General features: G+C 37.3%; 24 protein-coding genes. 21 read left to right on the top strand and 3 right to left on the bottom strand.

The annotated features are described in order from the left end of the window. Positions 1 to 26: 26 nt before the first annotated feature. Entirely contained in the window at positions 27 to 815 is a 789-nt protein-coding gene (locus BM141_RS01560; protein WP_091538838.1) for an SDR family oxidoreductase, read from the bottom strand. 164 nt (positions 816 to 979) lie between these two features. Between BM141_RS01560 and BM141_RS01555 the strand changes: the two genes are divergently transcribed. The 20 genes from BM141_RS01555 (at position 980) to BM141_RS22750 (ending at position 19,155) form a co-directional block, all read left to right on the top strand. After that, complete coding sequence (locus tag BM141_RS01555; RefSeq protein WP_091538836.1) at positions 980 to 2,617, top strand: tetratricopeptide repeat protein; 1,638 nt, start codon at positions 980 to 982, stop codon at positions 2,615 to 2,617. Beyond that, complete coding sequence (locus BM141_RS01550; protein ID WP_091538833.1) at positions 2,607 to 3,341, top strand: copper homeostasis protein CutC; 735 nt, start codon at positions 2,607 to 2,609, stop codon at positions 3,339 to 3,341. The genes BM141_RS01555 and BM141_RS01550 overlap by 11 nt, the downstream gene beginning before the upstream one ends. Positions 3,342 to 3,761: 420 nt before the next feature. Next, positions 3,762 to 4,721, top strand: coding sequence for an NADH-quinone oxidoreductase subunit B family protein (locus BM141_RS01545; protein WP_091538830.1), 960 nt, complete (start codon positions 3,762 to 3,764; stop codon positions 4,719 to 4,721). 26 nt (positions 4,722 to 4,747) lie between these two features. Next, on the top strand, positions 4,748 to 6,343 hold the full coding sequence (locus tag BM141_RS01540) for a nickel-dependent hydrogenase large subunit (RefSeq protein WP_177217230.1): 1,596 nt from the start codon (positions 4,748 to 4,750) through the stop codon (positions 6,341 to 6,343). Positions 6,344 to 6,426: 83 nt separating this feature from the next. Further along, positions 6,427 to 6,906, top strand: a complete 480-nt coding sequence (locus tag BM141_RS01535) for a hydrogenase maturation protease (protein WP_091538826.1) — start codon at positions 6,427 to 6,429, stop codon at positions 6,904 to 6,906. Between the two features lie 17 nt (positions 6,907 to 6,923). Then, positions 6,924 to 7,301 carry a hypothetical protein gene (locus BM141_RS01530; RefSeq protein WP_091538822.1) on the top strand — a complete coding sequence of 126 codons (378 nt, stop codon included), beginning with the start codon at positions 6,924 to 6,926 and terminating at the stop codon, positions 7,299 to 7,301. Positions 7,302 to 7,320: 19 nt separating this feature from the next. Further along, positions 7,321 to 7,626: a hypothetical protein gene (locus BM141_RS01525; RefSeq protein ID WP_143090751.1), complete on the top strand. Its 306-nt coding sequence runs from the start codon at positions 7,321 to 7,323 to the stop codon at positions 7,624 to 7,626. Next, entirely contained in the window at positions 7,601 to 9,133 is a 1,533-nt protein-coding gene (locus BM141_RS01520; RefSeq protein WP_143090750.1) for a hypothetical protein, read from the top strand. The genes BM141_RS01525 and BM141_RS01520 overlap by 26 nt, the downstream gene beginning before the upstream one ends. Before the next feature lie 13 nt (positions 9,134 to 9,146). Continuing rightward, entirely contained in the window at positions 9,147 to 9,491 is a 345-nt protein-coding gene (locus BM141_RS01515) for a hydrogenase maturation nickel metallochaperone HypA/HybF (protein WP_091538814.1), read from the top strand. Positions 9,492 to 9,496: 5 nt separating this feature from the next. Then, complete coding sequence (locus BM141_RS01510; protein WP_143090749.1) at positions 9,497 to 10,342, top strand: hypothetical protein; 846 nt, start codon at positions 9,497 to 9,499, stop codon at positions 10,340 to 10,342. Between the two features lie 16 nt (positions 10,343 to 10,358). Then, positions 10,359 to 11,087, top strand: a complete 729-nt coding sequence (hypB, locus tag BM141_RS01505; protein WP_091538808.1) for a hydrogenase nickel incorporation protein HypB — start codon at positions 10,359 to 10,361, stop codon at positions 11,085 to 11,087. Between the two features lie 2 nt (positions 11,088 to 11,089). After that, complete coding sequence (gene hypF, locus BM141_RS01500; RefSeq protein WP_091538805.1) at positions 11,090 to 13,351, top strand: carbamoyltransferase HypF; 2,262 nt, start codon at positions 11,090 to 11,092, stop codon at positions 13,349 to 13,351. A gap of 12 nt (positions 13,352 to 13,363) precedes the next feature. Next, a complete protein-coding gene (locus tag BM141_RS01495; RefSeq protein ID WP_091538802.1) occupies positions 13,364 to 13,621 on the top strand; it encodes a HypC/HybG/HupF family hydrogenase formation chaperone in 258 nt (85 codons plus the stop codon). A 103-nt stretch (positions 13,622 to 13,724) separates the two neighbouring features. Next, positions 13,725 to 14,819, top strand: a complete 1,095-nt coding sequence (hypD, locus tag BM141_RS01490) for a hydrogenase formation protein HypD (RefSeq protein ID WP_091538800.1) — start codon at positions 13,725 to 13,727, stop codon at positions 14,817 to 14,819. A gap of 35 nt (positions 14,820 to 14,854) precedes the next feature. After that, positions 14,855 to 15,874, top strand: a complete 1,020-nt coding sequence (hypE, locus tag BM141_RS01485; RefSeq protein WP_091539157.1) for a hydrogenase expression/formation protein HypE — start codon at positions 14,855 to 14,857, stop codon at positions 15,872 to 15,874. 2 nt (positions 15,875 to 15,876) lie between these two features. Next, the gene (locus tag BM141_RS01480; protein WP_091538797.1) at positions 15,877 to 16,344 is read left to right on the top strand and encodes a nuclear transport factor 2 family protein; all 468 of its coding nucleotides are present in this window, start codon (positions 15,877 to 15,879) and stop codon (positions 16,342 to 16,344) included. Between the two features lie 46 nt (positions 16,345 to 16,390). After that, on the top strand, positions 16,391 to 17,083 hold the full coding sequence (locus BM141_RS01475) for a DUF2911 domain-containing protein (protein WP_091538794.1): 693 nt from the start codon (positions 16,391 to 16,393) through the stop codon (positions 17,081 to 17,083). Positions 17,084 to 17,160: 77 nt separating this feature from the next. Further along, the gene (locus tag BM141_RS01470) at positions 17,161 to 18,237 is read left to right on the top strand and encodes an NHL repeat-containing protein (protein WP_091538792.1); all 1,077 of its coding nucleotides are present in this window, start codon (positions 17,161 to 17,163) and stop codon (positions 18,235 to 18,237) included. A 53-nt stretch (positions 18,238 to 18,290) separates the two neighbouring features. After that, positions 18,291 to 18,914 (top strand): HoxN/HupN/NixA family nickel/cobalt transporter, encoded by a 624-nt coding sequence (locus tag BM141_RS01465; protein ID WP_091538789.1) that lies wholly within the window; start codon positions 18,291 to 18,293, stop codon positions 18,912 to 18,914. Next, positions 18,907 to 19,155, top strand: a complete 249-nt coding sequence (locus tag BM141_RS22750) for a hypothetical protein (RefSeq protein WP_177217229.1) — start codon at positions 18,907 to 18,909, stop codon at positions 19,153 to 19,155. The genes BM141_RS01465 and BM141_RS22750 overlap by 8 nt, the downstream gene beginning before the upstream one ends. A 58-nt stretch (positions 19,156 to 19,213) precedes the next feature. Here BM141_RS22750 and pssA read toward each other — a convergent pair whose 3' ends face one another. Both pssA and BM141_RS22745 read right to left on the bottom strand, forming a co-directional pair. Next, positions 19,214 to 19,894 (bottom strand): CDP-diacylglycerol--serine O-phosphatidyltransferase, encoded by a 681-nt coding sequence (pssA, locus tag BM141_RS01455; protein WP_091538783.1) that lies wholly within the window; start codon positions 19,892 to 19,894, stop codon positions 19,214 to 19,216. 91 nt (positions 19,895 to 19,985) lie between these two features. After that, on the bottom strand, positions 19,986 to 20,129 hold the full coding sequence (locus tag BM141_RS22745) for a hypothetical protein (RefSeq protein WP_177217228.1): 144 nt from the start codon (positions 20,127 to 20,129) through the stop codon (positions 19,986 to 19,988). Between the two features lie 132 nt (positions 20,130 to 20,261). On the opposite strand from BM141_RS22745, the gene BM141_RS01450 reads away from it, so the two are divergent. Beyond that, positions 20,262 to 22,592, top strand: coding sequence for a TonB-dependent receptor plug domain-containing protein (locus tag BM141_RS01450; RefSeq protein ID WP_091538780.1), 2,331 nt, complete (start codon positions 20,262 to 20,264; stop codon positions 22,590 to 22,592). Positions 22,593 to 22,601 lie beyond the last annotated feature (9 nt).

Genomic DNA, 22,601 nt, shown 5'->3' with positions numbered 1-22,601 from the left:
AATTTACATAGAGCTGGCTGTTCGTTTTACAAACACGGAGTATTACCACCATCTACAGGCAAGTTGATACCTGTAATAAAGGCAGCCGACGGCGAAGCTAAAAAAGCAGCAGCATAAGCTATCTCCTCTGCTTCTCCAAACCTGCGTACAGGAATAGTAGCCTTGAGTTTTTCACTGTATTCCTCAGCAGAAATACCCGCTCCTTTGGCACGCGTAGCCATTAAGGAGTCCAAACGTGCTGTTTTGGTATAGCCCGGTAAAATATTATTTACTGTTATCCCGAAAGGAGCAAGCTCAGTAGCTAAGGTCTTTGCCCAGTTGGCAACTGCCCCTCTAATCGTATTAGAAACTCCCAGACCTGCTATGGGTACTTTGACGGAAGTAGAGATAATGTTGATAATTCTCCCATAACCCTCTTTTTTCATCAAAGGAACAAGAGCTTGGCTAAGATGCTGATTACAAATAATGTGAGCAGAGAATCCATTGAGGAATTGCTGCACATCTGCCTCAAAAATATTACCCGCAGGAGGTCCGCCTGTATTATTGATAAGGATATGTACTGCCTCCTTTTGAGAAGCATACTGATAGATTTTGGTTTTTAAGTCTTCTGAGTTGGCAAAGTCAGCGACAAGATAGTCATGTTTTTGATTTTGAGAAATATTTAACTCGGCTAATACTTTTTTTAAGGCTTCCTCGTTACGTGCTAAAAGGGTAACGCTTGCCCCTAAGTTGGCTAACTCAACGGCGATTGCTTTGCCTATGCCTTGAGTACTTCCTGCCACTACTGCTTGTTTGTTTAGTAAAGAAAGATTCATTGTTGTTTGTAAGGCTTGTATTAATTTTTTTGGAAAAAACTAAAATGATAAAAACTTAATCTCAATATTACTTGGAAAGTTATCCGATTTATCTGAGTTTTCCAAAATTAATCTAAAATAATCGTTGTGAAGCGTATATTTGTTGTGATTATCGCTTTTAAAGTATGTTCAGTAAACTTCTCTTTGTAACTTCACTTATTCTTGTTTTTACTCCCTATCTCTATGCTCAGTCAGAAGTAGATAGTTTAAGTTTATTGATAAAAAATACACCTACCAACCACTTAAAGATAGACTATATATCCTCCCTATCAAGGATATACAGATTTTCCCAACCTGATAGTGCCGTATTTTGGGCAAAACAAGGTTTACTTTTGGCACAGAAGTTAAATTATAAAAAAGGTATAGCCACTTTTCTAAATCATTTAGGGGTAAACCATTGGCTTAGAGGCAACTATGACTCAGCTACCTACCTCTTAGATAGTACTTTAAAAATTAGTCAAAAAATCAATTACGAAGAGGGACTTGCAAGTGCTTACAATAACTTAGGATTAGTTTACAAAGAACAAGGCATGTATGCAAAGGCATTTCAGTATTTCCGTAAAACAGTAGAATTAGATACAAAGCTCAACAATAGAGAAGGTGTACCTGTTGGCTTAAATAATATTGGAATGATACATGAAGTACAAGGCAATTATGACTCAGCTTCGTACTATTACTTAAAAGCTCTACAATTATTTGAGCAAAATGATGATAAAGAAGGGCAAAGATATACCTCTAATAATGTTGGGAATATTTATGATATTCGTAAAAACTATGCCCAAGCTTATTACTATTACCAAAAGTCTTTATCATTGGCTAAAAGTATAGATGATAAACAAGGCATCTCTATGGCAATGACCAATCTGGGTAGTCTGTCATACAAGCAAAAAAAGTATGACAGTGCTTTGTATTATTTCCAAAATGCTTTAGCTATCTCAAAACAGATAGAGGAGAAAGAAGGTATCGCAGAAAACTACTTAGCATTAGCCAATACTTACTCATCTACTAATAAGGATTTTTTGGCAGAAAAGTACTACTTTGAAGCCCTAAACTTATACCAACAATTAAAAAACAAAGAAAAAACTGCTCATACTTTATTCAATTTTGCTCATTTTGACTATCATAAAAACAATTTAGCAAACAGCCAAATAAAGGCAAAAAAAGCCTTACAAATGGCTCAAGAGATAGGTGCGGCTGAGTTAGTAAAAGAAATCAGCTATTTATTGTATGATATTTTTTATCAGAAAAAAGACTATCAACAAGCACTAAATTTTTACATTCTATCAAGAAAAATCTCTGATAGTTTGCTGAGTATGGAAAAAGAAAAAATGATACAAGAACTACAAACGAATTTTGAGATACAACAAAAGCAAAGCATGATAGATAAATTGCATCAACAGCAAAAGCAAAAGGAATTACAAATAGCTTATAAAAACAATCAGTTAATCTTTGTAAGCATCATTTTTGTGATGCTTACTACTCTGCTAATCATAGGCATTTTATATACCCGCAAAAAACGAGAATTGGAAAAATCAATTAATCAAAAAAAACTCGCCGAGATTGCCTGGCTCAATTCTCATGTAGTTCGCGCACCCTTAGCAACTATCTTAGGTCTTGTCCAACTCTTTGATAAAGAAAACCCAAGTAGTGAAGAGAATGTACAAATTATTAAATATTTGCAAGAAAGTGCAGAAAAATTAGATAAAGTCATTAAAGAAGTAGTTCAGAAAACCTACGCAAAAAGAAATACACATGACACTTGAAATTTGTATAGACTCCGTCCACTCTGCCATAGAAGCAGAAAAAGGGGGAGCAGACCGTGTAGAACTTTGCAATAATCTCTTTGAGGGAGGAACTACCCCCAGCGCAGGGAGTATTGCCCTTTGTCGTAAACATATTCAAATTGGGCTTTTTGTACTGATTCGTCCCAGAGGTGGCGATTTTTTATATTCTGACTTGGAGTTTGAAATTATCAAACAGGATATAAAAGTGGCTAAAAACTTAGGAGCAGACGGTATAGTAGTGGGCATATTGAAAGCTGACGGCACCATAGACCAAGAGCGAATGTCTATCATAATGGAACATTGCCACCCTCTACCAGTAACTTTCCATCGTGCTTTTGATATGGCTATAGAACCTTTCCAAGCCTTAGAGGACATCATTGGCTTAGGAGCAAGTCGGATTTTGACTTCGGGACAGGAACGTTCTGCCTTTGAGGGAACTGATTTGTTGGCAGATTTGGTAAAAAAAGCCAATCAACGTATTATCATCATGGCTGGAGGTGGAGTAACAGAGCGCAATATTGCTAAAATTCATCGCTTGACAGGTATCACCGAATTTCATTCCTCAGCGAGGAAAAAAGTAAGCAGCAATATGCAATACCAGCAAAATCAAGTATTTATGGGTGGTGAGCTGCGGATTCCTGAGTTTGTCAACAGTTTTGCAGATGCAGAAAAAATAAGAAAAATGAAAGGAATACTATTGTAAATTTTTTGCGGAGGAGGCATTACTTATCTATTTTCGTGTGTTATCCTATTAGATTAGATATAAAGCAGTTGAAAGTTTTTATCTTTCTAAGAGCAGGTGAGCTTATTATATTTATTAAATCACATTTTTTAGCTTATCTTCATAGAAATCATACTTGTTTTATTAAATTTATTTTGTCGAACTTTTCATCTATAAAAAGAGCAAAATTTTAGACAAATTAATTATCTAATTTCCAATTATTTAGAATTAATATAAATTGACTAATATTTAATTTTTTTTAGCAAGTTTATTTGCTCATCTTAACTTATTTAATTAAATAGCAATATCCTATCTGAATCTATTTTGCTTTCCACATCGAAAGTAGAAGTACATTATATTCCATAGTCTTTTTGACTTAATAAATACTAAAACATAGTAAATATGGCAAATGTCCTCTGGTTACAAGGGGGAGCATGTAGTGGTAATACCATGTCTTTCCTAAATGCTGAAGAGCCTACTGTAATAGAATTAGTTACAGATTTTGGAGTAAATATTCTTTGGCATCCTTCAGTTGGTTTAGAAATTGGAGAACAGGTTACTGACCTGATGAACGACCTGATTAAAGGTAAAAAACAATTAGATATTTTTGTTTTTGAGGGTTCTATCGTACAAGGACCTAACAACACAGGCACTATGAATTACTTTTGCGACCGACCTATGAAAGACTGGGTAAAAGAACTGGCGGCAGTTGCAGCTTACACGGTAGCAATAGGGGACTGTGCCACTTGGGGAGGGATTCCCGCCGTGCCACCCAACCCAAGTGAATCAACAGGTATGCAGTTTCATAAGCAAAAATTAGGTGGTTTCTTAGGAGCAAACTATAAATCTAAAGGAGGTTTGCCTGTTATCAATATTCCCGGTTGTCCTGCCCATCCTGATTGGATTACCCAAATTTTGGTAGCTATCTCTACAGGCAGAATAAAAGACGTTTTAATAGATGAATACCACCGCCCTAAGACTTTCTTCACTGACTTTGTACAAACTGGCTGCCCTAATGTCAATAATTTTGCTCAAAAAATAGATGGACACTTTGGTAAGCGTGGTGGCTGCTTGTTCTACGAAGTAGGTTGTAGAGGTCCTATGACACGTGCAAGTTGCAATCGCATTCTTTGGAATCGCCAGTCCAGTAAAACAAGGGTCAATCATCCCTGCTTAGGTTGTACCGAGCCAGGTTTCCCACATCATGATTTGGTCAAGGGAAGTGTATTTAAGTCCTTGAAATACTTAGGCTTCCTACCTCAAGACGTTCCTACAGGTGAGGGTAGGCTAAAATACTACATTCGTGCAGGCTGGGAAAAAATCCTTCCTACCAACAAGGCACTCAAAGAAACTTCTAAATAATTAATTTACAAAAAATATTAATCTCTATGGCAGCAATGGTTAAGGAACTCAATATATCGCCTGTAGGTCGCGTAGAAGGTGACTTAGACGTAAAAGTATATATAGAAAATGGTGTAGTTACACGTGCTCATACTCAGGCAGCGATGTTTCGGGGCTTTGAGAAAATCATGCAGGGTAAAGACCCTCAATCAGGTTTGATTGTTACCCCACGCATTTGTGGCATTTGTGGTGGCTCTCATTTATATTGTGCTTCTTCTGCATTGGATACAGCATGGAAAACACAACTGCCTCCTAATGCACTCTTACTGAGAGCAATAGGGCAGGCAACAGAAACCATACAAAGTATTCCACGATGGTTTTATGCGATTTTTGCTACGGATATGGCAAATAAAAAATTTGCTAATAAGCCTCTCTACCAAGAGGTTGCCAAACGTTTTTCTGCCTATGTAGGTACTTCCTTCCAAACAGGTGTAGTCGCAAGTGGCAGACCAGTAGAGGTATATGCTCTCTTTGGCGGTCAGTGGCCTCATTCCAGCTATATGATACCCGGAGGAGTAATGTGCGCACCTACGCTGAAGGATATTACACGCGCTCATGCCATTATGAATCAATTTAGAAACGACTGGTTGGAGAAAGTATGGCTTGGCTGTTCCATAGAACGCTATTTACAAATCAAATCATGGGACGATATGATGGCATGGGTAGAAGAAAATGAATCTCAACGCAATAGTGATTTAGGCTTGTTTATTCGTGCAGGTTTACAATTCGGTTTAGACAAGTTTGGGCAAGGGGTAGGCAAGTTCTTGGCTTATGGGACTTATTTGCACAAAGACAAATACAACCGTCCTACTATTGAAGGAAGAAATGAGGCACTCATCTCTTCCAGTGGCTTTTTTGATGGTAAAAACTATCATGTATTTGACCATAAACAAGTCATGGAACATGTAAAGCACTCTTGGTATGCTGACGTGCCTGCTTCCCACCCTTGGGACGAGCCTATGCCAACGCCACTTCCTTCGCAAAACCTCATGGAAACTAAGTTTGACGGCAAATATAGTTGGGCAAAAGCACCTCGTTATATGGGCTACTCCGCAGAAGCAGGACCCTTAGCACGCGTAGTAATGAATGCCAATCCTGCAAACAAGTCGCACCAAATCCAAGACCCTCTATTTGGAGATATTATCCAAAAATTAGGACCGAGCGTATTTACACGCGTATTGGGTCGTATGCACGAAGCTCCAAGACTATATGAGTTTATCAATCAGTGGCTTACTCAGATTGACTTAGATGCAGAGTTTTATATCAAACCACAAGAAATTGATGGGCAAGGTTTTGGCGCAACTGAAGCAGCACGTGGCGCATTGGCACACTGGATTGAAATAGAAGGTGGAGTAATTAAAAACTATCAAGTCATCGCTCCTACTACTTGGAACGTAGGACCTAATGACGAGCAGGGCAATCCCGGACCGATAGAGGCTGCATTGACAGGTATAGAAATCGAAGACCCACATGACCCTGTAGAAGTAGGTATCGTGGCTCGCTCTTTTGATTCTTGTTTGGTATGTACGGTTCACGCTCATAATGGTAAGAATGGAGAAAAACTTAAAAGTTTTAAATTGTAACACTGGGACAGAACCGACTCTCAATTTTCAAACCTGTCAGACTTCAAACAACTGACAGGTTTCATTTGATTTAACTTCCACAAATGAAGACTGCAATCATGGGCTTTGGCAATCCAGTTCGCAGCGATGATGCTGTTGGGATATATGTCATAGAGAAATTAAAAAAGAAAATTACAAAAAATGAGGCGATTACACTGCTTGATATGGGTACTTCTGCCTTTGAGGTATTATTCCAACTGAAAGGGCATGAGCGTATTATTATTGTAGATTCAGTCATTAACTCCGGTGAGTCTGTTGGCACGCTGTTTAAACTGCCTGCTAACGAAATAGACGATGCAATAGAAGACAATCCTTTAGTTTTCTTGCATAGTTTGAAATGGAATCAAGGTCTTTCGTATGCCAAGAAAATATTAGGCGAAGACTATCCCTCTGACATTCAGGTATATTTGATAGCTATAGACAATACAAAGTTAGAAGTACTGTTAAGCGAGGAGGTAAAAAGAGCAGGAGATAGAGTAGTGGATTTGATAGAAAAAGAAGTTTACATGATGCCTAATGTATAATTAATTCATCATTGTTTATGTTTATTCCACCCAATAAGTACCTCGATAAGTTAGTAGAACAAAAGCAGCAAGAAAAAGACTTAGGAAAGGTCTTCTTAAAAAATAGTCATCTTGTTATTGCCAATGAGATTACAGAAATTCTCTTTAGTAATGTACATCATGTCTTCGTGTCTTTCAAATCAGATATAAAACGATTGTTTATCGTACCTAATACAGATGAGGTTTTTAGAAAGTTACATGACCCAGCGCAGCAGATGTTAAAGGATTTACCTCAAAATAATTGCAAGAGTGTAGCCTTGCACGAGATATTGATTGATAATGATTTAGCAGATATTGACAGGACTTTGGAGTATGAAATTCGTGAGAAAAAACAAATGCTTGTGGTTCAGTTTTAGAGAAAAGACAAATAAAATTATGAACTTTTTATTTTCACAAGAACAAAGAGGTTTAGCTTGTGACTTGAACTTCATCAAAAATGGCAAGTGGCTTAAAGACAGTGAGGTGCGATACCGTCTTTCTTTAGAAAAGGGGAGATGGCATTTGTGTATGCTCTATGTATGGATAGAAAATCCAATACAGCTTATATGTAGATTTATAGACCACTATGACTCTGAAAATAAGGCACTTATATATGCTGAGCTTTTCAAACGTGGTATGCAAAAAGATGCAAGAGGAACTCAAAAAACAAAGGAAAATGCTTTTAGTATTAACCCAAATTAACGACTTAGCTACTGTAAATCAATTAATTAATATAGAAGACCGACTAAGTGAGTTAGTAGAGGTAATTGTAGATAATGAACAAATACACACCCTAATTGCTCGAAAAAAGCCTCAACTCATTGTGAATGGAAGGCAATTTCAAATTGCTTTGGACTGGTACAACCAAATGCCACCTTACCTTTTCCCCAATCCACTCCCTCTTTCAAAGGAGGTGTTTTTAGGAACTATTTTCGGACTTCTGGGAAATCTTGAGAAAGCTTGGAACTACTTAGAAGGAAATTCCTTGCTTACAGAGTGGGATACTATGATTCGTATTTTGAATAGCTATCCTATTGATTTTGAAATAATTAAAAACCAAAAAATTATCTCTGACTTTGACCAATATCGCTATTTACACAATCTTGCTATTGCCTATAACTATGCCTATTTTGAAAAGCACAACATTCCAATCATCAAGCAGTCATACTTGCAAGCCATAGAACGAGCAACTTCTCACGAATATAAATTATTCACAACTAAGCATTTTGCAAATTTTCTATTAGATATAGGGCAAGCTACAGAAGCAGAAAAAATGCTTAAAGAAGCTTTGCAAATAACTAATAGAGAAGATGTCAAAGCATCTTTACAGTTTGATTTAGTAAAAGCGTTGATGAGTAAATTAGCTGTACCTTATCAAGTTGAATTAGTTACCGAATTGAAAAAACTACTTTGGGAATGTTTACAATTTTATGAGAAAAACCAAATTTGGGCAGAGGCAGGCATCTTACTTATAGATGCTTCTTTTATTGCTAATATAGACAATAGCTTTTCAGAATCCTTAGGATATATCAGCAAAGCAATCAAGTATTTGGAATCAGAAGACCTTACTGAGTTGGTAGGGGAAGCATACATGCGAAAAGGAACTTTACTTTATTCGTGGTCAAAAAATGGCAACCCTCAGTTTTACAGACCAGCATTAGAGGCATTTCAGGAGGCTTTACGAACTTTTACCAAAGAGCAAGCCCCTGAAACTTTTGCGGAGATTCATCATCAATTAGGCATTTTGTACGCAGAAATGCCTGATGAAGACAAAAAAAGAAGCGTGTGGGCGGCACTTTCTTCCTCATCTTTTAAAGAGGCTTTGGCTTTTTATACCAAAGAGGCATACCCTTATCAGTATGCAACAATTTGCAACAACTACGCCAACGCAATAACTCACTATCCACAAATGAAAAAAGGTGATAACTATCAGAAAGCCTTAGACTTATACAAAGAAGCATTAGACATTCGCACTGCTCAAGATTTTCCCTTTGAGCGTGCTTTGACTTTGATTAATTTCTTAGAAGCAAGCTGGCTAGTGGGGAACGAAAACGATACTTTCTACCAAGAACGTTATGAGGAAATGCTTGAAAAGGCTATGGAAATCAAGAATTTAGTTAGTGATGAAAAACTAATAGCAGAAGCAAACAGGCACTTAGAAGATTTAAAGAGATTAGAAAAAAAAGTAGTGTTACATTTACTTAAATAAAATACAAATAAAAATGCACGAAATATCTTTGGTTCGTAATATTTTTCGCACTTTAGAGAGTAATTTCTCTTTTGAGGAGTTGGAAAAAATCAATGCCATTGACCTAAAAGTAGGGCTACTTTCCAATGTAGAACCTATGCTTATGCAGTCTGCTTTTGAGGCAGTAGTAAGTGCAGAAGGCAAGTTCCAAAATACAAAATTGAATATTTTGTTAGTACCAATTTTGGTTCATTGCACTACTTGCGACCAAACAAGTGAAATCAAGGAATACAATTTTGTATGTACCGTTTGTGGAAAACCGAATAACAATGTAGTACAAGGAACAGAACTGCTCATAGAGCGAGTACATTTCAACTGATACCCATGCTAAAGCGTCTTACTAAACTATTGATTTATATCTTCGACTTATTGGAACATCGCTGGGAAAGTTTGCGAACAGTGGTGTGGATTAGCAACAGTTTGGTGCTTACTTTTCTGTGCATGATTTTTTTGGTAGTCTTAGAAAAATTCAGTCTTATTCATACACACTTTAACTATCACTCTATCATCAGTGTACCTTTTTCCATTCTATTGCTTTTCGAGATAGTGGGCTTGGTCTTTATCCTGCCTCAATCTGTTGCCAATGCCTTAGGAAAACAAATAGAAATTTTAAGTCTTATTTTACTGAGAGCCTCTTTCAAAGAGTTTGGTGAGATAGAAGTTCCACTTGTTTGGGAGAAAAGCATAGAGCAAATCCTAAAAATGCTTTCTGATGGGTGTGGCGCATTAGCTGTTTTCCTTCTTTTGGCATATTATTACAGTATCCAAAGGCACAAACCTGTTACCGCAAGTCAAGAAGAACAATTGCGATTTGTGAACTACCGCAAAATCATTGCCTTAGGATTGCTTTTGGTTTTTATCATCATAGGCATTTTAGACCTTTATCATTGGTATAGGCTTGGCGTTTTCAATCAGTCTTTCAATACTTTTTATACAATTATGATTTATGCAGATATTTTAGTAGTTTTGATTGCGGTGCGATACACTACCCGTTTTCAAGATATATTTCGTTACTCTGCATTTATTTTCATTACTATTATTATTCGCCTTTCCTTGGTAGTGCCTGTTTATTTTAATGTTTTACTTGGAATAACAGCTTGCTTAGTAGCGATTGGCGTTACACTGTGTTATAACTATTTTGTCAATAAAATTCAAATAGAAAAAAATTAGATTTCATCTTAATACTATGCAAATCGTCAGAACGTCTAAAAATATGCGTGGCTCTGTCCAGTGCGACAATACGACCATGCACCTATTGCAAGCCAATGACTTCGTAGCAGATGCTATTCGCCAAGAAGTAAGAAAACGTAATATACTCTTAATCAATATTGTATCCTCAGCAGGAAGTGGGAAAACCACGCTTTTGCAAGAAACAGCCAAAAGGCTAAAAGACAAATTAAACATTAAAGTATTGGTAGGCGACCTCGAAACAGAAAGAGATGCTGCCCGCATCCGCCAAGCAGGAATTGATGCTCTACAAATCGTTACAGGAGGAATTTGTCATTTAGAGGCACAGATGATTTGGCAAGCAATGCAAAAGCTAAATTTGGACAATACCGATATGCTCATTATTGAAAATGTAGGAAATTTGGTTTGCCCTGCTTCTTTTGACTTGGGAGAAGATTATAGAGTTACACTCATTGCCACCACTGAGGGAGATGACAAACCCAAAAAGTATCCCAGAATGTTCCTCACCAGCGAACTAATGTTGGTTTCTAAGGCTGATTTGTTGCCTTATCTTCCGTTCTCTGTGGAAGCAGTTGTCAAAGATGCCCGTGAGATAAACCCTACGATTGAATATCTGACGGTTTCCAGCACCTCAGGGCAGGGACTTGACGAGTGGTGCAATTGGCTTTTAGAGAAGGTAAAGGAGAAAAAGGAAACAACACAAGAAAAAGAATTGGTAGTTAGCTAAAAATGACAGTGCATATTCACATATCAGGGCAAGTACAAGGAGTAGGATTTCGCCCTTTTATTTACCGTTTAGCCGTACAAAAGAATTTAAAGGGTTGGGTAAGTAATGGGAACGACGGAGTTCATGCAGAAGTAAGCGGTACACCAGAGGAAATTGAATCTTTTTACCACAATATCCTTTGGCAAAAACCTGTGTTAGCAAAAATTACGAGAAGTTCTTACAAGGAAGTCCATGAAAAAAATTTCCAAAATTTTGAAATTAGGGAAAGCGATAAGAATACCCAACCCAACCTTTTACTTACGCCTGATGTGGCGATGTGTGCAGAGTGTAGGCGTGAAATTCACAATAAAAAAGACAGACGGTATGCTTATCCGTTTACTACATGTACGAATTGCGGGGTACGATATTCTATCATAGAGGCTTTGCCATATGACAGAGAAAATACAAGCATGAAAAATTTTATCCAATGTACTGATTGTCAATTAGAATATAATAATCCTTTAGACCGCCGCTACTTCTCCCAGACCAATTCCTGTGCTTTATGTGGAGTAGATATGAAGCTCTACGAAGCTCATTCCGACACTTATATTTTTGAAAATATTCTTCAAAAAGTAGTAGAATTTTGGAAGGAAGGCAAAATAGTGGCTATTAAAAATCTCGGGGGGTATTTACTTACTTGTGATGCTACTAATGCAGACACCATCAACCAACTAAGGAAAAGGAAAAAACGTCCATGCAAGCCTTTTGCACTTATGTATCCAAGCGTGGAAATCTTAGAAAAAGATGTAATTCTTCACTCAGAGGGTTTGAAATTTTTGCAAAGTCCTGAATCTCCTATTGTTCTTTTAGAAACAAAAGATAAAATGGAATCAGGTATTGCCAAACAAGCGATTGCACCGCACCTAAGTTTTTTAGGAGTAATGTTACCTCATAGTCCACTTTTTTCTTTGCTATTAGCTGATTTTGAGCAGGCAATAATTGCCACAAGTGGAAATTTGAGTAACTCACCTATCATTTTTGAAGATGACAAGGCAATCACAGATTTGAGTACAGTAGCGGACTACATACTTACTCACAACCGCTCTATTTGTGTCCCACAAGATGACAGTGTAGCTTCTTTTAACTACTTTGATAATCAACCAATTATACTTAGGAGAGCGCGAGGGCTTGCCCCTACTTTTATCCAAAAAGACTTAAAAGTGAGCGAGCAAACTATCTTAGCTATGGGGGCAATGATGAAAAGCAGTTTTGCACTTGCCCACCAAAAAAATGTGTATATAAGCCAATACTTGGGCGATTTGGAAAGCTACGAAACACAAGAGAATTACAAATTAGTTTTGACCCATTTTTTGAAACTTTTTAAAACAAAGCCAGAAAAAATTATCATTGACAAGCACCCTGATTATTTTTCTACTCAATTTGGGAAAGAATTAGCGGAGAATGAAGGTATTGAAATTAAGGAAGTTCAACATCACCTTGCTCATTTTGCAGCAGTTTTAGCAGAAAACAACCTCATTGCCTCACCTGAAAATGAGGCTATTTTAGGTATCATTTGGGACGGTACAGGATTAGGCGAAGATGGAAATATATGGGGCGGAGAATTTTTCGTATTTGACAATCAATGTTTTCACCGTGTTAGTCATTTTCCTTATTTCCCAATGATTGCAAGGGATAAAATGCCAAAAGAGCCGAGAATATCAGCTCTTTGCAGTTTTGGAAATATAGAAAACATTAAACAAGTCTTAGAAACAAAATTTACAAAAACAGAATGGCAAGTATATCAAAACTTGATAAGTAAGCCTAAAGTTCAAACCTCAAGTATAGGGAGGTTATTTGATGCAACTGCTTCTCTATTAGGTATTTTAGACAAAGCAAGCTACGAAGGTGAAGCAGCAATGCTTATAGAAAATGTTGCCTTTCGTTATTACAAAAAAATCAGTATCTTTGAACTAAGCATATTAGAAAGTTTAAATCTGCCCCTTGAGGCTATTTTGCAGGAAATAGTACAAGATTGGCAGGCAAAAAAAGATATTGGGTTTATTGCCTTGAAATTTCACTACTTGCTTGTTCATCAAATAAAAAAAATAAGCCAACAACTAAATATCAAAAAAATAGCTTTTAGCGGTGGTGTTTTCCAAAATGCCTTGTTAGTTATGCTCATTAAAAAGTATTTACAAGATTTTGATTTGTATTTTCACAAGCAACTTTCGCCTAATGATGAGAATATTGCTTTTGGACAGATTATACTAAGTTCATTCATTTAAATTGATAAAAACATGTGTTTAGCTATCCCTGGAAAAATAATCTCCATAGAAAGCCAATATAATGGCATAGTTCGTATGGCAAAGGTACTTTTTGGTGGTATTACCAAAGAGGCAAGCCTTGAAATGGTGCCAAAGGCACAAGTAGGTGATTATGTACTTGTTCATGTAGGAGTTGCTATTAGCATAGTAGATGAGCAGGAAGCCAAAAAGACCTTCGAGTATTTGGAAGGAATCGGAGAATTAGAGGAACTCATGCCTTCAAAAGGTTAAATAATGAGTAGCGAACATTTGAACAGTAACCCCAAAACCTCGAGGTCAGGTGGCGAATTTTGAATGTCAAACAATATAAAACAGATATCTAAAACGATATGAGATGAAATATCTTTCAGAATACAGAAATCCTGAAGTAGTAGTGCAGTACTTAGACAAAATTGCAAAAATTGCTACTCAAAAATGGACTATCATGGAAGTTTGCGGTGGGCAGACGCATAGTTTAGTTAAAAACGGTTTACTCAATTTGCTGCCTGAAAACGTGCAAATGGTTCACGGCCCTGGCTGTCCTGTATGCGTTACCCCTTTACACTTAATAGACAAGGCAGTGTATCTCGCAGAAGAAAAAGGAGTGATTCTTTGCTCTTTTGGAGATATGTTACGCGTACCGGGTTCTAAGAAAAGCCTTTTAGAAGCGAAGGCAAGTGGAGCAGATGTTCGTATTCTATATTCTCCTTTGGAGGCGGTCAAATTAGCAAAGGAAAATCCTCAAAAAGAAATCGTTTTTTTTGCTGTAGGTTTTGAAACGACCGCCCCTGCCAATGCTCTTTCTGTTATTCATGCCCAAAGAGAAGGACTGAAAAACTACTCCATTCTCACCTCACACGTATTGGTTCCTCCTGCGATTGAGGCTGTAATGAATGATGATGCTACTGCGATTCAAGGCTTTTTGGCAGCAGGGCATGTCTGCACGATTATGGGCATAGATGACTATTACCCTATTTCCAAAAAATACCATATCCCAATGATAGTTACAGGATTTGAACCTGTAGACTTAGTACAAGGGATTTACATGACTATCAGGCAATTAGAAGAAGGTAAAGCAGAGGTAGAAAATCAATACGGACGAGTAGTAAAGCCAGAAGGCAATCCTGAGGCTCGCAAAGTAATAGAAACTGTTTTCAAGATATGTGATAGAGAATGGAGAGGTATTGGAGTTATTCCCAATAGTGGTTATGAGTTGCGACCTGAGTTTGCCGATTTTGATGCAAATATCAAGTTTGATGTAAAAATAGATAAAGTAGAGGAAAGTAAAGAGTGCATCGCAGGTTTAGTGCTGAAAGGTATAAAGAAGCCTTATGAATGTTCTCAATTTGGAAAGAAATGTACCCCTACTTCACCTTTGGGCGCGCCTATGGTGTCTTCGGAGGGGGCTTGTGCGGCTTATTATCATTTTTCGCAAATAGCAAACAACTAATGAATAATAAACTACAAATGCAACTTCAATGCCCAATGCCAAAAGTAGATTTTGAGATGATTACGCTCGGGCATGGAAGCGGTGGCTTGCTTACTAATAAACTGTTAGCAAGTGGCGTATTTGATTTACTCAAAAATGACCTGCTTGATGAGCGTCATGACGGTGCATTTATCAACTTGCAGGGTAAAACGGCTTTTAGTACAGACAGTTTTGTAATTTCCCCTATTTTTTTCCCTAATAGCAATATTGGTGAATTGGCTGTGAACGGAACAGTAAACGATTTGGCAATGTGTGGAGCGATTCCCCGTTATCTCTCCCTGAGCTTTATTTTAGAAGAAGGTCTAAGCATGCAAGAGTTTTGGGAAGTCTTGGTTTCTATCAAATTTGCCTGTGAAAAAGCAGGCGTATGCGTAGTTACAGGGGATACTAAGGTAGTAGAAAAAGGCAAAGGGGACAAAATTTTTATCAATACGTCAGGCATAGGTACAGTTCACCCTCAGGCAAATATTAGCCTTAAAAATGTAAATGCGGAAGATAGCCTTGTGATTAGCGGCAATGTAGCTACTCATGGCATCGCTATTATGTCCGTTAGGGAAGGTTTGCAATTTGATACTGATATTCAAAGTGATACACAGGCATTGAATAGTGCAGTTTTGACTCTGATAGAAAAATTTGGAAACGATGTTCACCTACTCAAAGACCCTACTCGTGGGGGTGTGGCAGCGGTATTGAACGAAATTGCCCGAGATACTCACTTAGGCATAGACCTCTTTCAAAAAAATATTCCTATTGACGAACAAGTCGAGGGTGCTTGTGAAATTTTAGGGCTTGACCCACTTTATGTAGCCAATGAAGGTATATTTTTGAGTATTGTCAATAGTGAAATTGCGGAAGATTACGTTCAGCTATTGCGAACTTTGCCGGAGGGAAAAAATGCTCAAATTATAGGCAAAATAGTTGATGCGCATCCTAAGCAGGTAATTCTACAAAGTAGTATTGGAGGCAAAAGGGTCGTAAATATGCCTGTTGGAGAGCAGTTACCGCGAATTTGTTAAAAATGAACAACTTAATCTATTTTTCTATGGAAAAGCTAAGCCTATTCATACTGATTAATTTTTTTACTATTTTGTTTTCTTTCAATCAAACTTTTGCTCAAGACAAGATAAAAGAAGAAGTATTAGTTTTTGAAAAAGCAAGAGTCAAAGCTACTCTTACCGCAGACACAAAAAAACTCGAGCAGATGCTTGCAGAGGAAGTCGTTTGGATACACTCAAGCGGGAAACGAGATAGTAAAACTACTTATATCCAAGCTATTGCAGAAGGAAAAACAAGATATAAAACCATGTCTGTAGAGCAGTCTGAGGCACGTATCTACGGAGAAATAGCCATTACCAATGGTGTTTTGGAGTTTGAGTCTATTGCCACTGATGATACAATTACCAAAGTCAGAACTTTGTTTACTTGTGTATATCACAAAAGAAAAGGTAATTGGCAGGTAGTTTCTTGGCAAACCACTCGTTTATAACTATAATAATTTATAAATACTCTTACAATCAATCAATTTTAATATCATGAAAAACAACATTTTAGTAACTATTTTCACTTTTGCTGTTGTATTGATAGTTTCTTCTTGTAACAGCAATCAAACCACAAATACTGAAAGCGAAGTAAAAAAAGATTCAGTAGTAGCTGACCCACATGCTCAGCATCAAGTCAAAACTGAAAATGATGAAAAAAATCAACGTGAGTTAAAATACAGTGCTTATGCTGATAGCGTAAACCAAGGACTTATTCCCAAAGATACGCTCAAAACAAGTGCAAGACGCGAGGCAAAAGGTACAGTAGGTAGCCTGAATGTAGTGATTAACTATGGCTCGCCGGGAGTAAAAGGTCGTGCTATTTGGAATGGTTTAGTAGGGTATGACCAAGTATGGGTTACAGGAGCGCATACAGCTACCGCTGTTACGTTTGATAAAGATGTCATGATTAATGAACAGAAAATTAATGCAGGTACTTATGGTTTTTTTACCATTCCCAGTGCAACAGAATGGACACTAATTCTCAATACAAGACCTAATCAGCACTTAGCAGATGATTACAGCGAAAAGGAAGATGTAATGAGAATAAAAGTAAAACCTGAAACATTAAAAAAAGAAGTACAAAGACTTACTTACACCATAGACAAAAAATCTGACACTGAAGGAGCTATCAGCATGAGTTGGGAGAAAATCAAAGTGAGTATGCCTTTTAAAGTTATCATGTAATTATGTGAAAATATCAAAGCATAGGTGGAGTATATATCATCTATGCTTTTTCTTGACTATCTTTTTAGCTTTGAGTTATGCAAATGCCCTTTTCTCAGCAAAGACTATTCAAGGGAGCAGAAAATAATACTTTTCTTGCACCAAGAGGCGTTTTTATAAAAAATAAGATGCTTTTTGTGGCAGATACAGGGCAAAACCGAGTGTTTATTTGGAAAAAATTGCCAACTTCTGTATTCCAAGCTCCTGATGTAGTTTTAGGGCAAGCAGCACAAACAGATACTGGACGCAATGCAAACGGAGAAGTTTCTGCAAGCACTTTGCAGTATCCCTCAGCAATTTGGTCAGATGGGCAGAGATTGATAGTAGCCGACGCATGGAATCATAGAGTATTGATTTGGAATGAGTTACCTATGAAAAATGGGCAATCCGCAGACGTAGTCTTAGGGCAACCCAATTTTGAGAGTAACCAACCTAATGTCAAAGGTATCAATACACCTCCAACTGCTCAAAGTTTGTATTGGTGTTATGGTGTTTGCTCTGATGGCAAATCACTTTGGATAGCTGACACAGGTAATCGTAGAGTATTGTATTTCAATGAGATTCCTACTCAATCTTTTGCTCCTGCGGACAAGGTTATCGGACAACGGAGTTTTACAGAGCGAGATTACGACCCTCAAAATGCAGCTTGGGCGTATTCGGTCAAAGTCAGCCAGAGCGGGCAATTAGCAATTACAGATACACAATCCTATCGAGTCTTACTGTGGGACAGTTGGCAGGAGGCTTTCTGCAAACCTGCTAATACAATTATTGGGCAATCGGATTTTTCTCAGAATGGACAAAATCAATTTGGTTTCTTTCCTAAGGCTAATACCTTGAATTGGTGCTATGATACTTGTTTTTATAAAAATGGAATTTTTGTAGCAGATACAGGAAATAGTCGTGTATTGTGGTTTGAGAATTTACCCAAAGAAAATAATGCCACAGCGGACAGGCTTATAGGGCAAAAGGGTTTTGAAACAGGAAGTGAAAATTTAGAAACTATTTTAACTACTGAAAATACGCTTTACTGGGCTTTTTCTATTTCTGTGGAAAACAATTTGTTGGCTATTGCAGACACAGGAAATCACAGAATTATGCTTATGGACTTACTTTAATATTTTCTTTATATCTTACTTTTCATATTCAGTATTTATAAATTCACAAGAAAATGGAAACATCTATTCCTTTACTTTTCGCTGTAGTAGTTGGCTTTCAACACGCTTTTGAAGCAGACCACTTAGTAGCCGTTAGTAGCATTGTTTCAAAGCGGCGCAATACTTTACTGGCAGTCAAAGACGGTATTTTCTGGGGTTTAGGGCATACTTCTACTATCCTATTGATTGGCTTGCTTATTTTGGTTGGTAAAATAGTAGTACCTCAGCAAGTATTTTCGTATTTAGAAGCTGGCGTAGGATTAATGCTGGTTATCTTGGGTATTTACAGGCTTTTCAAATTTTTCAAGTATAGAAATAACCATGTTCACTTAACAAGCGAAGATAAAAACCATCATTTAGCATACAGTATTGGTATCATACACGGTTTAGCAGGTAGTGGTGCTATGGTTTTATTAGTAATGACTGAAATTAAAGATACGTTTAGTAGTATTTTGTATCTACTAATTTTTGGCATTGGCTCTATAGTTGGAATGTTAGTCGCAGCTGGCTTTTTTAGCTTTCCTTTTTCTAAACGATTTACAAACAGTGAGTTAATTCAAACAGTCCTAATTTTTATTTCTGCAACCTTGTGTATTGTCTTAGGTGGCTTTGTTATTTATGAAAATATTTATGGATAAAGATGCAAAAGAAAAATTGAAGCAATACGACCCCAAAGAGCTACTTTTGTTTGTTCTGAAATATTATCAAATAGAAGTTTTGCGGGAGTATGGAAATAAAATAGATGTTGAAGGAGATTTTACGGTAGAGATTGAAGGCATTTTACGCTATAAATTGCTTTGGAAAAATATGGTAGTAGCTCCATTTGACGATTTGGACAAGCTTTGTGCTAATATTAGCATGGAGCTGAACAGGGAGTGAGTATGGGTGGTAGTAAGGATACTCTATGAAAATTTGTAGCAATAATGAAGTATATCTTTTAACCCTTGCTAATCAAATTATTAAGTATAGATAGCAGCACATACAAAACAATAATTAAAGGAATTGCCGCAAACTGTAAGAAAATCAATAGAATAACAGATGAAATTACTAAAATATACTTTATTTTATTCTTGGCAAAATCATAGGTTTTAAACTTGAGGGCTATCAGAGGCAACTCTGCCACCAAAAGCAAGGGCATAATAAGCATGATAGCATATAGTAAATAAAGATTAGTAACAACATCTTTGAATTGGGGGTGGTAAGTATAAATCAGTGGAAAGGAAGCAATTAAAAGCGCATTAGCGGGGGTTGGAACCCCTATGAAAGCATCGCTTTGGCGAGTATCAACATTAAACTTAGCTAAACGTAAAGCAGAAAATATAGCTATAAAAACAGCAAAATAAAAAAATGCACTCCCTTGATTTTGAACTAATTTATAGAGAATTAGGGCGGGAAGTACGCCAAAACTGACCACATCAGCCAAAGAATCCAACTCCTTCCCAATCGGGCTGGAAACTTTTAAGGAGCGTGCCGCAAAGCCATCAAAAAAATCAAAAACTACGGCAATAAGTATGCAATTCGCTGCCCAAGCTAAAGACCACTCAAAACAAAAAGTGATGCCTAAAAACCCACAAAGAAGATTGCCACAAGTAAGCAGATTAGGAATGTGTTTTCTCATAGGACTTCATCATAAAGCCCAAATATAAAAAAAAGACATACAAGTTATAAAAACTGATATGTCTTTCTTTGAATTTAGGCAAACATCAAAACTATGGGAATCTAATAGGCATTCCACCGTTAGAGCCTTCTTCATCTTCACCTCCTTTTAATTTCTTCTGTTCCTCTGGAGTTAGTTTTTTGATGTCTTTTTCTTTCAAATCGTCTAAGGATTTTTTCTTTTTGTTGTCTTTCATGGGAATTTGCAGATTATATGAAATGAATAACTAAATTTAAGGGTTTTTACGTAAATTGTTACCTTAATGTTACAAAAAAATATTTATTACTTTTGCATAAGCAGAAAATTCTTTTAATACTCTTATAAAATCATGTTTTTGTCCAAAAAAAATATCCTATTTTTTGCCATCGGGTTATTATGCACTTCTCAAATACTCTTTGCTCAAAGAAAACCTGACATAGGCGCAAAGGAACTGTTCAATATTTCTTTGGAAGATTTACTGAACGTAGGCATTGTTTCCGCTTCTAAAAAGAAACAAAGCGTTTCTGACGCTCCTGCTATGGCGTATGTTTTCACCAAAGAGCAAATTTTAGCCAGAGGATATAGCAATTTAGTAGAGTTACTCGAGGATGTGCCTGAAATAGAAATTCAAAGAAATTCTAACCCGGAGGACAGAAACTTTGCCACTATCAGAGGTATTACAGGTAACGAAAAGTTTTTGATTTTATTGAATGGAATCAGAATTACTCCTGCTACGGGCGATGCCTATACGCTTGGGGCTAATTTTGCCCTGACTAACGCCTTACGGGTAGAGGTAATTTTGGGTCCTGCTTCTGCCCTTTACGGAGTCGATGCCTTCAGTGGCATCATCAACATTATTACTACACATGGTCAGGAAGGTAATCCCTTGCGTGGCGTAAATGCAAACGTAAACTATGGGCAATTTCGTACTTTAGATACTTCGCTACAATTAGGGAAAAAGTTTGATAAATTAAATGTGATGTTTTCAGGGAATTTTCATCAATCTGCAGAACCTGATTATCAAAACATCTATAAAGACGAATTTGCATGGTATAATAATAACCTTCGCACCTCCAATCAAGTGATTAATTCTCCCTTTATTAAATTAATCAACACATTAGATAACTTTCAGTCTTTGGCAGAACCGTACTTTTTTGGCAGCCCGCTCTCCAACGGCTTTGATATGCCGACCAAATCTTATTTTGTTAATGGAACTTTGAACTATGCGGATTTTACAGTAAGCTATGTCAGGCATTGGGAGAGCCATAGCGCGGCGCATGGCTTGCGACCAGAATTTGCGGTGCGCGACCCCCAAGCACTGATAGAAATGAGCCAAGAGGTTTTTTATGCCAAGCACAACTACACGTCTATCAATCGCAAGTGGAACGTGCAAAGTACTATCTCGAAAAGTGCCTTTGAAATTGGCAACCAAAGCCACTTTGCAGGCTCGGCGACTACTTGGCAGCGAGGCTATATTTACTCTTTGGCTTCGAGTTCCAAAATCGAGGAGCAGTTTAGTTATGATTTCTCCAAAAAAGTTTCTTTAATTACAGGATTTACCGCAGAAAACTTATCTGCTATCCCTAAAATAGCACCTGTATATAAGCCTTTTGACACCAGACTGCCTGCTTCTCTCCAACAGCTTTACTACGTAGCGGCTACGGGCAAGGGAACAGCAGAAGACTCGCTAATTCGCAATGCTTTTGTAGAGCAGAGAGTTTTTAATGTAGAGTACAGAAACTACGGGGGATACTTACAGATGCAACTTTCCCCTGCTAAGTGGATAGAACTCACGCTTGGCTCTCGCTACGACTACAATACAAGATTCGGCGGGAGCATCAACCCAAGATTGGGCTTAGTGATGTCTTCTACTAATAAAAAATTGGTTTATAAGCTACTATACGGCGAAGCCTTCTTAGCACCCTCTCCTGAAAAAACTTTCGCTCAGTCTGCTTCTTTTGCAGTCCGCTTTCTTAACGATACAGAAGGAGAACGCATTGCCAGCTATTTCCGTACAGCCAATCCAGATTTGAAACCAGAGAAACTACGCACTCTTGAGAGTAGTTTGAGTTATTTGCTCACCCCTCAGTTGGCTTTGGGAGCAAATGGATTTTATACAAGGGTAGAAAATTTGATAGGCTTGGCAGAAGCAAATCCGCAAACTACCCCAGCCCCTGTACCTGTAAGTAGATTGGAAACTAATGTAAACAGAGGGCAATCAGAAATCTATGGAGGAACTTTTAAAATCAACTACTTACAAAAATTTGACTTCTTGACCATCAATGCTTTATTAGCTTATTCATACATAGACGGCAATATAGATAATCAGCCACTTCTTTACACTGCTAAGCATACTGCCAAAGCAAGTTTAGATATTTCTAATCCACGCTTTTCTATTTCTCCACGTCTTATTTTCCGTACCGCCTCCAATTCGCGTCTAATAAATCCTAATAACAGCGATAACTTTTTTACCAATCAGCCTTTTACTGTGGTGAATTTATTTGCCCGTTTGAAGCTATATGAAAAAAGAAATATAGGTAAATTTTATATTTATACTAAAATTAATAACTTGCTCAATCTCAAATATTATCACGTATTCTTGGGTGCAGAAGATGGCTTCCCAGCTACTCCGCAGGACCCAAGAAGAATCAATATTGGCATTAATTGGGCATTGGAGTAAAATAAAATG

The sequence above is a fragment of the Thermoflexibacter ruber genome (assembly GCF_900113045.1).
Classification (GTDB): Bacteria; Bacteroidota; Bacteroidia; order Cytophagales; family Thermoflexibacteraceae; genus Thermoflexibacter; species Thermoflexibacter ruber.
Note: the sequence above shows the minus strand (reverse complement) of the source record. Positions and strands in the feature narration are given on the sequence as shown.